General features: G+C 63.7%; 12 protein-coding genes. 10 read left to right on the top strand and 2 right to left on the bottom strand.

Annotation, left to right across the window (positions count from 1 at the left end):
- Positions 1–3: 3 nt before the first annotated feature.
- From OKW44_RS12270 to OKW44_RS12235, 8 genes are all read left to right on the top strand, one after another.
- The gene (locus tag OKW44_RS12270; RefSeq protein ID WP_018424128.1) at positions 4–918 is read left to right on the top strand and encodes a DNA-methyltransferase; all 915 of its coding nucleotides are present in this window, start codon (positions 4–6) and stop codon (positions 916–918) included.
- A gap of 80 nt (positions 919–998) precedes the next feature.
- On the top strand, positions 999–1811 hold the full coding sequence (trpA, locus tag OKW44_RS12265) for a tryptophan synthase subunit alpha (protein WP_018424129.1): 813 nt from the start codon (positions 999–1001) through the stop codon (positions 1809–1811).
- Between the two features lie 79 nt (positions 1812–1890).
- Positions 1891–2763, top strand: coding sequence for an acetyl-CoA carboxylase, carboxyltransferase subunit beta (accD, locus tag OKW44_RS12260; RefSeq protein WP_018424130.1), 873 nt, complete (start codon positions 1891–1893; stop codon positions 2761–2763).
- A gap of 310 nt (positions 2764–3073) precedes the next feature.
- Positions 3074–4384, top strand: coding sequence for a bifunctional tetrahydrofolate synthase/dihydrofolate synthase (gene folC / locus OKW44_RS12255; protein ID WP_018424132.1), 1311 nt, complete (start codon positions 3074–3076; stop codon positions 4382–4384).
- 29 nt (positions 4385–4413) lie between these two features.
- Positions 4414–5358, top strand: coding sequence for an SPOR domain-containing protein (locus tag OKW44_RS12250; RefSeq protein WP_018424133.1), 945 nt, complete (start codon positions 4414–4416; stop codon positions 5356–5358).
- A gap of 7 nt (positions 5359–5365) precedes the next feature.
- Positions 5366–5917, top strand: a complete 552-nt coding sequence (locus tag OKW44_RS12245; RefSeq protein ID WP_018424134.1) for a CvpA family protein — start codon at positions 5366–5368, stop codon at positions 5915–5917.
- 89 nt (positions 5918–6006) lie between these two features.
- Positions 6007–7557, top strand: a complete 1551-nt coding sequence (gene purF / locus OKW44_RS12240; RefSeq protein WP_018424135.1) for an amidophosphoribosyltransferase — start codon at positions 6007–6009, stop codon at positions 7555–7557.
- A gap of 238 nt (positions 7558–7795) precedes the next feature.
- Positions 7796–8992 (top strand): O-succinylhomoserine sulfhydrylase, encoded by a 1197-nt coding sequence (locus tag OKW44_RS12235; RefSeq protein WP_018424136.1) that lies wholly within the window; start codon positions 7796–7798, stop codon positions 8990–8992.
- Positions 8993–9085: 93 nt separating this feature from the next.
- Here OKW44_RS12235 and OKW44_RS12230 read toward each other — a convergent pair whose 3' ends face one another.
- Both OKW44_RS12230 and OKW44_RS12225 read right to left on the bottom strand, forming a co-directional pair.
- Positions 9086–9874 carry an AraC family transcriptional regulator gene (locus OKW44_RS12230; protein ID WP_018424137.1) on the bottom strand — a complete coding sequence of 263 codons (789 nt, stop codon included), beginning with the start codon at positions 9872–9874 and terminating at the stop codon, positions 9086–9088.
- 19 nt (positions 9875–9893) lie between these two features.
- Entirely contained in the window at positions 9894–10235 is a 342-nt protein-coding gene (locus OKW44_RS12225; protein ID WP_018424138.1) for an FKBP-type peptidyl-prolyl cis-trans isomerase, read from the bottom strand.
- Between the two features lie 195 nt (positions 10236–10430).
- On the opposite strand from OKW44_RS12225, the gene OKW44_RS12220 reads away from it, so the two are divergent.
- Positions 10431–11252 carry a sensor histidine kinase gene (locus tag OKW44_RS12220; RefSeq protein WP_018424139.1) on the top strand — a complete coding sequence of 274 codons (822 nt, stop codon included), beginning with the start codon at positions 10431–10433 and terminating at the stop codon, positions 11250–11252.
- A gap of 91 nt (positions 11253–11343) precedes the next feature.
- Complete coding sequence (locus OKW44_RS12215) at positions 11344–12687, top strand: hemolysin family protein (protein WP_026226466.1); 1344 nt, start codon at positions 11344–11346, stop codon at positions 12685–12687.
- The last annotated feature ends 26 nt before the right edge of the window (positions 12688–12713 follow it).

Genomic DNA, 12713 nt, shown 5'->3' with positions numbered 1-12713 from the left:
ACGATGCGTGACGAGTTCGACGAGCCGCAGCCGGCGATTGAATCCACGAATCCGGCCGCCGAAGTCCCGGCGGCCGCGGCATCCGCACCGCTGCTGGCGCAGGTGCCGGCCGGCATTCAGCTGTTGAATCGCGATTTTCTAACCGATGTAGAGAACATTCCCGATGGGTCGATCGACCTGATCGTCTGTGATCCGCCTTATGGGTTGGGGAAGGACTATGGCAACGACTCGGACATGCGCACGGGCGAGGAATTTCTCGTCTGGACGCGAGGCTGGCTAGAGCTAGCTGTACCGAAGCTCAAGCCAACAGGGTCGCTCTATATCTTCTGCACCTGGCAATACGCGCCGGAAATCTTCAGTTTCCTGAAGACGAAACTCACGATGGTCAACGAAATCATCTGGGACCGGCGCGTTCCGAGTATGGGCGGCACGACGCGCCGCTTCACGTCAGTGCACGACAACATCGGTTTTTTCGCGGTGTCGAAGGACTATTTCTTCGACCTCGATCCCGTCCGCATCCCGTACGATGCAGTCACGAAGAAGGCCCGTTCGCGAAAGTTGTTCGAAGGAAGCAAGTGGTTGGAGCTTGGCTATAATCCGAAGGATGTCTGGTCGGTTTCGCGTCTGCATCGGCAGCACGCCGAGCGCGTTGCGCACCCAACCCAGAAACCACTGGAAATCGTCGAGCGGATGGTACTGTCCAGCTGCCCGAAGGGCGGCCGCGTGCTCGACCCATTCATGGGCAGCGGCACTACCGCAGTCGCTTGCGCCCGTCATCAGCGCGAATTCGTCGGCTATGAGATCAACGAGAGCTATTGCGCGATAGCGCGCGAGCGCGTCAGCGCCGCCGCTACGCCTGCTGCGCCCCGTCGGACCCGAGCCAGGCCAAAAGTGCAGCCGTCGACCGAAGTGCAGTGAAAAGCGCGAGATTTGCCGCTAAGTTCGCTGAAAAGCGCCCGGCAATGGGCGCGCAATGGCCCTAATTCGAGAGTACTTCCATGTCCCGTATCAAGAACACGTTTGCCACGCTGTCCGCCCAAGGTAAGAAAGGCTTGATCCCGTTCATGACTGCTGGCGATCCGGACCCGGCGCGCACGGTTGAGTTCATGCACGCCCTCGCCGCCGGCGGCGCCGATGTGATCGAACTTGGCGTGCCGTTTTCCGACCCAATGGCAGATGGTCCTGTCATTCAGCAGTCGTCTGAACGCGCGCTCGCGAAGGGCGTGTCGCTACGCCATGTGCTGGCCGACGTCAAACGCTTCCGCGAAGCCGACGACAAAACCCCGGTCGTGCTGATGGGCTATGCGAATCCGATCGAGCGAATGGGCGCCGAGGCCTTCGCAAAAGCCGCGAAGGAAGCCGGTGTCGATGGCGTGCTCGTGGTCGACTATCCGCCTGAAGAGTGCGCAAACTTCGCGGAACAGATGCAATCTGCCGGGATCGATCCGATCTTTTTGCTCGCGCCGACTTCAACCGACGAACGTATCGCCGAAGTCGGCCGCATCGCCAGCGGCTACGTCTACTATGTGTCGCTGAAAGGAGTCACCGGCGCCGCAAATCTGGACGTTTCCAGCATCGCGAGTAAAATCCCGGCCATCAAGTCGCGCGTTCCCCTGCCGGTGGGCGTCGGTTTCGGCATTCGCGACGCGCAAACGGCGCGTGCGGTGGGCGAGGTGGCCGATGCCGTCGTGATCGGCAGCCGTATCGTTCAATTGCTCGAACAGGCAGCGCCCGACGCCGCTGCCGAGACGCTCACGCGTTTCATTGCCGAGGTGCGCGAGGCGCTCGATAGCCTCGCGAATGCCCGATAACAGTTATTTTTTGTCGCGGTAACGTGAGCGGCGGGCTCGTCCCGCCGTTCGCGCGACTGCTGACCCAGAAGGATTCCCTATGAGCTGGCTCGATAAGCTGCTGCCGCCAAAAATCAAACAAACCGACCCGAAAAACCGCAAGGGAATTCCGGAAGGCCTGTGGATCAAGTGCCCGTCGTGCGAAGCCGTGCTGTATCGCAACGACGTCGAGGCCAATCTGCATGTTTGCCCAAAGTGCGACCATCACATGCGCATCGGCGCACGTGAGCGGCTCGACGGTCTGCTCGATCCGGAAGGCCGCTACGAAATCGGCCAGGAAATCGTTCCGGTCGACGCGCTGAAGTTCAAAGATAGCCGCAAGTACCCTGAGCGCATTAAAGAGGCGATGGACGAAACCGACGAGACCGACGCAATGGTCGTGATGGGCGGCGCGATTCACACGCTGCCGGTCGTCGTGGCGAACTTCGAGTTCTCGTTTATGGGCGGCTCGATGGGTTCGGTGGTCGGCGAGCGTTTCGCGCGCGGCGCGCAGAACGCGCTCGAACAGAAAGTGCCGTTCATCTGCTTCACCGCTTCGGGCGGCGCGCGGATGCAGGAAAGCTTGCTGTCGTTGATGCAGATGGCAAAGACCACCGCGATGCTCACGAAGCTGGCGGAAGCCAAGCTGCCATTCATTTCGGTGCTGACCGACCCGACGATGGGTGGCGTGTCCGCGAGTTTCGCATTCCTCGGCGACGTCGTGATCGCCGAACCGAAGGCGCTGATCGGCTTTGCTGGTCCGCGCGTGATCGAACAGACCGTGCGCGAGAAACTGCCGGAAGGCTTCCAACGCGCCGAGTTTCTGCTGCAAAAGGGCGCGATCGACATGATCGTCGATCGTCGCAAGCTGCGCGAAGAGATCGCGCAATTGCTGGCGCTGTTGAGCCATCAGCCGGCGGACGCGGTCGCGTAAAAGCCGGGCAGCACCGCATTTGCCGCTCTTTCGCCGCGCTGTCGAAGACGCGGCGGAGCCAGAGAAGCAATCAAAAAATAGCGCGCCGCGTGAGCAATCAAGCGGCGCGCTGTCATTTCCAGGATAATTGCGGTCGCCTGCGATGCGGCAGCGGTCGAAGCCGAAGCTGGCGCGGCTCAAGGCACGGGTTTGTGCGCATAAACCGCGCAACGGCCTACGCCCATGACCGGCGACCCGCAACCGCAACCGCCTGACCAGCACCCTTCGCAGCACTGCAGAACCGAACCGCGACCCACTCAAGATTCACCCGATGACGACATTCCCCACTCTCGACGCGTGGCTCACGCACCTTGAATCTGCGCATCCGGTCGGCATCGACATGGGTTTGGGCCGCATCTCCCAGGTACGTGATGCGATGCAGCTATCGTTTGCGTGCCCGATCATTACGGTCGGTGGCACGAATGGCAAAGGCTCGACCTGCGCGATTCTCGAAGCGATCCTTCTGCGCGCGGGCTATACGGTCGGCTGCCACACGTCGCCGCATCTGCTGTCGTTCAACGAGCGCGCGCGCATCAACGGGGCAATGGCCAGCGACGCAGATCTGCTGCCGCACTTCGAAGCCGTCGAAGCCGCGCGCCAGAGCCTCGCCAAACCGGTCACGCTGACCTATTTCGAATTCACGACGCTAGCGATCATGAGCCTGTTCGCGTCGCGCGGCCTCGACGCGGTGATTTTCGAAGTGGGCCTCGGTGGCCGTCTCGACGCGGTCAATATCCTCGATACCGACTGCGCGATCATCACGAGCATCGATATTGACCACACCGACTATCTCGGCGACACGCGCGAAAAAATCGCGTTCGAAAAGGCCGGTATCTTCCGTCCCGGCAAGCCCGCGATTTGCGCGGACCCGGTGCCGCCGCAATCGTTGATCGATCACGCGGAAAAGATCGGCGCGCAATTGTGGTTGTTCGGCCGCGATTTCCGTTACGAAGGCCAGGCCGGCAGCGAGCGACAGCAGTGGAGCTATGTCGGCCCGACGCTGCGGCGCTCGGCGCTCGCGTATCCATCGCTTCGCGGGGCGAATCAGCTGATCAACACGTCGGCGGCGCTGGCCGGGCTCGAAGCTTTGCGCGACCGTCTGCCGGTGTCCGCGCAGGACATCCGGCTCGGCATCGCCAACGTGGATCTTCCGGGTCGTTTCCAAGTGCTGCCGGGCAAGCCGTCCATCGTGCTCGACGTCGGCCACAATCCGCATGCCGCCGCGGTGCTCGGGCAGAACCTCGGCAACATGGGCTTTTTCCCGTACACGTACGCGGTGTTCGGCGCGATGCGTGATAAGGACATCGCCGGCGTGCTCAATCATCTGAAAGGCGAGATCGATCACTGGTGCGTAACCGATCTGCCGACCCCGCGCGCTGCGTTCGCGCAAGAGCTCGAAACCGTGTTGCGCGAGCTGGGCGTGGAAGACGGCGCCGACAGCAGCGTCACGCGTTACACAACGCCGGCGCTGGCTTTCCAGGACGCGCTAAAACGTGCGTCAGAGAATGATAGAATCGTGGTCTTCGGCAGTTTCTATACGGTAGCGGGTGTGATGGCCTACCGGAAATCGCAGCAACACTGAGCGGGCACCAGGCTCGAACCAAGCGATTCATGGGAATTTTCTCGTTCGGCAAGAAAGACGACGCGCCCAGCCGGCGCGGCGCAAACACCAGTTCCAATCGGGCCGCCCGGGGCGAACGCGTCGAGCGGCGCACCCGCCGCACCGAGCGCACCGTCGATGCAGATGCAATGCTGCTCGACCCCACGCTGCCTGAAAAGCAGCGCGCGCGCCGCCGGCTCGTCGGCGCAATCGCACTGGTTGTCGCGGCGGTGATCATCCTGCCGATGGTGTTGGACTCGCACCCCAAGCCCGTCACCGACGACATCTCGATCGACATTCCGAACCGGCCCGCGCCGAAGCTCTCCAGATCCACCGACAACGAAGACGTGCAGGCCGGCGTCGCGCCGGACAATCCGACGGCCGCCGACACGGGCGTGGCTGCATCCAGCCTCGCGCCGGCAACGAGCGCGGCGACCACGGCGGCAGCCTCGGCCTCCGCCGCCAAATCGACGCAATCGACCGCAGCGAAACAAGGAGCGACCCCCTCCGCCGCAACTGGCGCTCTTACCGCCGCGACGCCGAAACCCGCCGCGAAGCCGCAAACGCAGTCGCTCGCAGCCAACACCGCGCCTGCTGCCCCCGCCAAACAGACGAAGGCACCCGCCACCGCACCGTCGGCGTCGACCGACGACGAAGCGAACACGGCCACCGCCAGCGCCCACGCGAACTCCGGCACCCCGGCCTCGCCGCCGGGCAACCGTTTCGCGGTGCAGCTCGGCGCCTTCTCGAACGAAGCGAACGCGCGCAATTGGGCAGCGAAGTTGAAAGCGGCAGGCGTGCCCACATATACGGAACATAGGAAGCAAGCCGACGGCTCGACGCTGACATTGCTGCGTGCGGGCCCGTTCGCCGACCGCGCCGCGGCCACCGCCGCTGTCGCGAAGGTCCGCGAGGCGGGCCTCGTGTCGGGCTCGAACGGCAGCAGCGCACAGTAAGCGAGCGATGTTCACTGCCTTCGACTACGCTGTAATGGCGGTGATTGGTTTGTCGGCGCTGCGAGGCGCCTGGCGCGGTTTGCTTTCGGAAGTGTTTGGTTTGATCGGCTGGGTCGCGGCGTTTTTCATCGCTTGCGAGCTCGTGGGCTACGTGGTCCCGTATATCCCGTCTACCTGGCCGGGCGGCGCGTTGACGCAGTGGCTGCTGGCTTTTTCGCTCGTGGTGATCGGCGTAGTGCTGGTCACGAGCGTGGTGAGCGCGCTGCTCAGCCGCCTCGTGCAGGTCACGGGACTGGGCGGTGCGGACCGCTCGCTCGGCTTGATGTTCGGCCTCGTGCGTGGGGTCGTTCTGGTGCTGATTCTGGTCGCCCTCGCAGGCTTGACCGAACTGCCCAAAGAGGAATTCTGGCGCAACGCGCTGCTTCGTCCGTATGCGGTTGCGGGCGTGCGCGCAATGAAACCGCTGCTCCCCGAGGCGCTCGCCGCTTACGTCCATGTGGACGATTCGGGCGTCCCGAGCAATGCGCAACAGGACTCCGGCGCATACCGGCTGCCTTGACGTCGTAGCGCGTCCCGTCGCATGAAAGCGCGGGCGCGGTCGCAGGCACCGGTCGCCATCACGAATTTCGTACCTTTGAAGGACATGCCATGTGCGGCATCGTAGGCGTAGTTTCCCACTCCCCGGTCAACCAGCTGATCTATGACAGCCTGCTGCTTCTGCAGCATCGCGGTCAGGACGCCGCCGGCATCGCGACGGCGAACGGCAGCAATTTCCACATGCACAAGGCCAATGGCATGGTGCGCGACGTGTTCCGCACGCGCAACATGCGCGGCTTGCCGGGCACGACGGGCATCGGCCAGGTCCGTTACCCGACCGCCGGTTCGGCGTCGAGCGAAGAAGAAGCGCAGCCGTTCTACGTGAACGCGCCGTTCGGCATCATCCTCGCGCATAACGGCAACCTCACCAACTGGCAGCAGCTGAAAGATGAGATGTTCCGCATCGATCGCCGCCACGTGAACACCAATTCCGATACCGAAGTGCTGCTCAACGTGCTCGCGCACGAGCTGCAACTATCGAGCTCGGGTCTGCAGCTCGATCCGGCCGCGCTGTTCAAGGCGGTGTCGGGTGTGCATCGCCGGGTGCGCGGCTCGTACGCGATCGTTTCGCTGATCGCCGGCTACGGCCTGCTCGGTTTCCGCGACCCGTTCGGCATCCGTCCGCTGTGCCTCGGCAAGCAGGAAACGGCAGAGGGTGTCGAGTGGATGCTGGCGTCGGAATCGGTGGCGATCGAAGGCATCGGTTTCGAATTCGTGCGCGACGTGCAGCCGGGCGAGGCGATTTTCATCGACACCGAAGGCCAACTGCATTCGCAGCAATGCGCGACGACCACGAGCCTGAACCCCTGCATCTTCGAACTCGTGTATCTGGCGCGTCCGGATTCGGTGCTCGATGGCGTGCCGGTCTACAACGTGCGTCTGCGCATGGGCGACTACCTCGCCGAGAAGATCAGGCGCGAGCTGCCCGACGTCGCAATCGACGTGGTGATGCCGATTCCCGATTCGTCGCGCCCGGCCGCGATGCAGGTCGCAAAGAAGCTCGGCGTCGAGTATCGCGAGGGCTTCTTCAAGAACCGCTATGTAGGCCGTACCTTCATCATGCCGGGGCAGGCGGTGCGCAAGAAGTCGGTGCGCCAGAAGCTGAACGCGATGAACATCGAGTTCAAGGGCAAGAACGTGCTGATCGTCGACGACTCGATCGTGCGCGGCACGACGTCGCATGAAATCGTGCAGATGGCACGCGATGCGGGCGCGAACAAGGTGATTTTCGCGTCGGCGGCGCCGCCGGTGAAATTCCCGAACGTCTACGGCATCGATATGCCGACGCGCGGCGAACTGGTCGCGCACGGCCGCTCGGACGAGGAAGTTGCGCGCATGATCGGCGCGGATCACCTCGTGTATCAGGACGTCGATGCGCTGAAGCAGGCGGTGCGCGATATCAATCCGGCGCTGAAGGAATTCGAGGCTTCGTGCTTCGACGGCAACTACGTGACCGGCGACATCACGACCGAATACCTCGACCGCATCGAAAGCGCGCGTCTCGCGCCGTCGTCGCAATCGGATCGCGATGCCGCGAGCGAAGCGATCGACGGTGGCGGCCCGGCGCGTTCGCAGCTGCATCTGCAACTGTCGGTGGGTTGAGCATACACACCGCGCCACGAGCGTATCAACACGTTGGCTTGCGTCGATTTGATCTCGGCTTGCGGACGCGGGGCAACCCGAAACAGCTAAAGCGAAGGGCGGAACGCCACGGTCGTCCGCCCTGGCTCCAACCTCCCCGCACATGAAGCCCGCTTATGCCGACGCAAAAGCGGGCTTTTTTGTTGCTGCCTCATTTAGCCACGAAAGCAGCCACGGAAACCTGGAGACCAGAACCAACATGGACGACTTCCACGACTTTGACTTCGACACGCTGGCCGTTCGCTCGGGCACCGTGCGCAGCGATTTCAACGAGCACTCGGAAGCGATCTTCCTGACCTCGAGCTTCGTGTTCGAGAGCGCCGCGGACGCCGCCGAACGCTTCAGGAACTCCGAGGACTATTTCACGTACTCGCGCTTCTCGAACCCGACCGTCTCGATGTTCCAGGACCGTCTGGCCGCGCTCGAAGGCGGCGAGGCCTGCATCGCGACGGCTTCGGGCATGGCCGCGATCATGTCGGTCGTGATGTCGACGTTGCAGGCGGGCGATCACCTCGTTAGCTCGCGGGCGCTATTCGGCTCGACGCTCGGCATGTTCTCTCAGATCTTCAGCAAGTTCGGCATAACGACTACGTTCGTCGATCCGACTGATTTGAACGCGTGGAACGAAGCGGTGCGTCCCGAAACGAAGATGTTCTTCCTCGAAACGCCTTCCAACCCGCTGACGGAAGTGTCGGATATCGCAGCGATCGGCAAGATCGCGAAGGCCGCGAATGCGCTGTTCGTCGTCGATAACTGCTTCTGCAGCCCGGCGTTGCAGCAGCCGCTGAAGCTCGGCGCGGACGTCGTCATGCATTCGGCGACCAAGTTCCTCGACGGCCAGGGTCGTGTGCTCGGCGGCGCGCTGGTCGGTTCGAAGAAAATCATCATGGAAAAGGTGTTTCCGTTCGTACGCAGCGCCGGGCCGACGCTGTCCGCGTTCAACGCGTGGGTACTGTTGAAAGGCATGGAAACGATGTCGCTGCGCGTCGAGAAGCAGTCGGCGAATGCGCTCGAAATCGCGCGCTGGCTCGACTCGCATCCGGCCGTCAATCGCGTGTTCTATCCGGGGCTCGAATCGCATCCTCAGCACGCGCTCGCGATGCGTCAGCAGAAGTTGGGCGGCGCGATCGTGTCGTTCGAGTTGAAGGGCGACACGCCCGAGCAGATGCGTACGAACGCATGGCGCGTGATCGACGGCACGAAGGTCTGCTCGATCACCGGCAACCTGGGCGACACGCGTACGACGATCACGCATCCGGCGACGACAACGCACGGCCGCATTACGCCCGAAGCGCGCGCGGCGGCAGGCATCAGCGAAGGTCTGATCCGGCTTGCGGTGGGGCTTGAAAACGCGGGCGATATCCGTGCGGATCTGCAATGTGGGCTCGAAAGCTGACAGGCAGGGCGAAGCCTGTGCGCGGCATACAGGCTTCAAATGGCCTCAAAGCCCTCAAAGCCCTCAAAGCCCTCCGCGCCACCTCCGCCGCGCTCAGTGCCGCAGCGCGCGCCACTGCCCGGGCGGCAGCCCGAAACGCCGCGTGAAGGCGTGCGTGTAAGCGCTCTGATCGCCGAAGCCGATCTCGAGCGCGATATCGGTCAACGAAAGACGCGGGTCCGCAAGCAGCGTGATCGACGTGTCGAGCCGCAGCCGCTGCAAATAGCGATGCGGCGTCTCGCCGAACGCATCGATAAACAATTGATGAAAACGCCGCATGCCGAAGCCGCAGTGCGCGGCGAGGTCCGCGATCTTCAGCGGCTCGGACAGATGCGCGCGCAGCCAGCGGTCGATGCGCGCGAAATCGAGACGAACGCCTTCGCTCTGCACACCGGCAAGTGCCCCGGAATCGGCGACAAGCGCGGCGCCCAGGCGTGCCGCGGCATCCCAATGAAAGCGACGGTGACCGAAGGCATTACCTTGCGCTTCGCCCACGCCGCCCGCAGCATGCGCGGCAATCGCGTGCACGAGCTGTGCGAGCGACGGATCAACGGCCACGGCGCGCGCGCGCTCGAACAACCGCTCGGGCACCGCCAGCGACGCCGCAGGCAAATCGAGCACGAGCTGCCGGTTCGTGCCGACACCCGCATAATCGTGCCGCGCGCCGGCCGGGATCAGCCATGCGGAGCCGGCGTCGATCTGCTCGGCGACGCCGTCTACCGCCATCACCATTGCGCCGTCGAGCCCCAGCACGACCTGGTGGAAGTCGTGCACGTCCGACGCTTCGATCGCGCCATAGCAGCGCAGCGAAACGTTGGGGGCGGCGACGGCGGCGTGGCTCATGACAATACTTTGGTGTAACTCAGACTTCGAGCAGTTCGACTTCGAACACGAGCGTCGCGTTCGGCGGAATCACCCCGCCCGCGCCGCGCACGCCGTAGCCGAGTTGCGGCGGAATGGTCAGCTTGCGCTTGCCGCCGACCTTCATGCCTTGCACGCCTTCGTCCCAGCCCTTGATGACCATGCCGCCGCCCAGCACGAACGCGAACGGGTCATTGCGGTCCTTGCTCGAATCGAACTTCTGGCCGTCGGTCAGCCAGCCCGTGTAATGCACGGTCACGGTCTTGCCGGCCACGGCTTCGGCGCCGGTGCCTTCCACGAGATCTTCGTACTTCAGGCCGGATTCGGTCGTCACAGTCGACATGCGTTGCTCCTCAGATCAAAACGTAAAACCGACATTGTAGGCGCGTTGACGTCGATCGCCGAGTCCGGTCCGGTTCCGCGCATGGCATGCGGATTGCGTCCCGCGTCGCGATTCGGCCTCGACTGGTCGGTCCGACCGGGATGCCTATAATGAGGCTTCCGCCCATCATCCAGCATTGCCTGAGAGGACTCGATCGTGACTACGTCACCCAACGGGACTGCTGGCGCCCAGCCGGCGTCGGCCGGCTTCGTCATCACCGAACGCAGCGCGCTGCTGCGCGCGGAAACCGCGTTGTTCATGCGCGATCACGTGCTGTCGCTGGTGTCGCACGACCTGCGCGGTCCGTTGAATGCGATTCATAGCTGGGCGTACGTGCTCGAGCGCAAGCTCGACGCGAACGATCCCAATTCGCAGCGCGCGATCACGGGCATTCGCAGCGGCGTCGATCAGCAGGTGAAGCTGCTCGAGACGATCGTCGATGCTACGCGCGCCGAAACGAAATCGCTCGCGCTCACGTATGAACCCTTTCCGCTGCATCCGCTGCTCGACGAAACCGTCGACGAAGTCCGCGCCGGCCTCGCCCGCGCGCGCGGCGTCGAAGTGCGGCTCGACTCGCAGATCGCCACCGAGCAACTGAACGGCGACCGCGCTCGGCTCGCCGCCGCGGTGTGGCTGATGCTGACGTTCGCCGTCGAAGCGAGCGCGCGGGGCACCGAGGTCGCACTGGCCGCGCGCGCGGATAACGGCACATGGCATGCGAGCGTCACTTACGAGCCGAACGAGGCCGCGTTGAACGACGCCGCGCTGCCGCATGTGCTCGAAGCGTTCGCGCGCAAGCAGGCGGGGGAACCGCGCGAGGCGAAGCGCATCGCGTGGGTGTTCGCGTTGTGCAAACGCGTCGCGGAGGCGCACGGCGGAAGCTTCGAGCAAAGCGATACGACGGAAGCGGACGGCGTCACCGCGACCCCCGCCACGCTCGTGCTGCGCGTGCCGTTCAGCGCGGCGGCGCCGAAATGAGCGTCGCGCGCGAATGCATTGGCGCACAATCAAGATTTCATCGAGCTTTCAGCCCCTATACTGACAACTTTTGTTGCCGGAGCCCGTCGCTTTGATCCAGGTTGTCGCTCTTATCGGTGCAATGTTTCTGGTTGCACTCAACGGCTTTTTCGTCGCCGCCGAATTCGGTCTGGTCAAACTGCGGCAGACCCGCGTGCAAAGCCTCGCCACCCAGCATGGCATGCGCGGACGTCTGCTCGCGAAGGTGCACGGACAGCTCGACGCGTATCTGTCGGCGTGTCAGCTCGGCATCACGCTCGCGTCGCTCGGCCTCGGCTGGATCGGCGAACCGGCGTTCGCGCAACTGCTGATGCCGCTTTTCACCGTGATCGGCGTGGAGTCCGAGAAGCTGATGCATGGCATTTCACTGTTCTTCGCGTTTTCGTGTATTTCGTTCCTGCATATCGTGGTCGGCGAACTCGCGCCGAAGTCGCTCGCGATTCGCGAGGCGGAGAAAATTTCGCTGTGGACCGCGGCGCCGCTGTACGGTTTCTATTGGGCCATGTACCCGGCCATCTGGCTGCTCAACACGAGCGCGAACGCGGTGCTGAAGGCCGCGGGGCTCGATACCGACCAAGGTCACGACTCGCATTACTCGACCGAGGAACTCAAGCTGATCCTGCGCGGCCGCCGCGCGAACGTCGCGAGCGAACTCGGTGCGTCGACCGGTGCGTACAGCCAGGACGAATGGAACACGATCGCGCACTCGCTCGACTTCTCGCGGATGACCGTATCGGACCTGATGCGGCCGTCGCATGAAATGGTGTGCCTGCGGCGCGATCTGCCGCTGCGCGACAACATGCAGGTGGTCGCGCGGCACCGCTTCAGCCGCTATCCGCTATTCGAGGATGCATCGGGCGAACGCGTGGCCGGCATGATCCACCTGAAGGACCTGTTGCTCGCGCGCCAGGCGGGCAGCACGCTCGACGACCTGTCGCGCTACGTCCGCCCCGTGCAGTACGTGAAGCCGGACATGCCGGCGCTCGATCTGTTCCGGCGCTTTCGCAAGGGCGCGCCGCATTTCGCGCTGGTCGGCCACAAGAACGCGAAACCGATCGGCTTCCTGACGCTCGACAACCTGCTCGGCGCGCTGGTCGGGCAGATCCACGATGAATTCCGCCAGGGCGACGCCGACTGGACCCGCATGGACGACGGCACGCTGATGGGCAAGGGCAGCTTGCCGGTGGTGTCGCTCGAACGTGCACTGGGTATCGACATCGATGAAGGCAAGGCCGAATCGGTGGGCGGGCTCGTGATCCAGGCGCTCAACGATCTGCCGAGCGAAGGGCAGCGCGTCGAGTTCGAAGACTTCGACGTCGTGGTCAAGAAGATGAAGGGACCGCGCATCGTGCTCGTGCGCGTGTATCCGAAGGTGTTCGACGACGAGGGCGGTTGAGGCCCGAGCCAACCCGAAGCCTCAAC

This window comes from Paraburkholderia lebeckiae (assembly GCF_050436325.1).
In the GTDB taxonomy this organism is placed as follows: domain Bacteria; phylum Pseudomonadota; class Gammaproteobacteria; order Burkholderiales; family Burkholderiaceae; genus Paraburkholderia; species Paraburkholderia tuberum.
This window is presented reverse-complemented; position numbering and strand designations above follow the sequence as displayed.

Coding starts and splice junctions, on each gene's coding strand:
- trpA (WP_018424129.1), top strand. CDS start 999: ATGTCCCGTATCAAGAACACGTTTGCCACGCTGTCCGCCCAAGGTAAG.
- folC (WP_018424132.1), top strand. CDS start 3,074: ATGACGACATTCCCCACTCTCGACGCGTGGCTCACGCACCTTGAATCT.
- OKW44_RS12235 (WP_018424136.1), top strand. CDS start 7,796: ATGGACGACTTCCACGACTTTGACTTCGACACGCTGGCCGTTCGCTCG.
- purF (WP_018424135.1), top strand. CDS start 6,007: ATGTGCGGCATCGTAGGCGTAGTTTCCCACTCCCCGGTCAACCAGCTG.
- OKW44_RS12245 (WP_018424134.1), top strand. CDS start 5,366: ATGTTCACTGCCTTCGACTACGCTGTAATGGCGGTGATTGGTTTGTCG.
- accD (WP_018424130.1), top strand. CDS start 1,891: ATGAGCTGGCTCGATAAGCTGCTGCCGCCAAAAATCAAACAAACCGAC.
- OKW44_RS12270 (WP_018424128.1), top strand. CDS start 4: ATGCGTGACGAGTTCGACGAGCCGCAGCCGGCGATTGAATCCACGAAT.
- OKW44_RS12230 (WP_018424137.1), bottom strand. CDS start 9,874: ATGAGCCACGCCGCCGTCGCCGCCCCCAACGTTTCGCTGCGCTGCTAT.
- OKW44_RS12225 (WP_018424138.1), bottom strand. CDS start 10,235: ATGTCGACTGTGACGACCGAATCCGGCCTGAAGTACGAAGATCTCGTG.
- OKW44_RS12250 (WP_018424133.1), top strand. CDS start 4,414: ATGGGAATTTTCTCGTTCGGCAAGAAAGACGACGCGCCCAGCCGGCGC.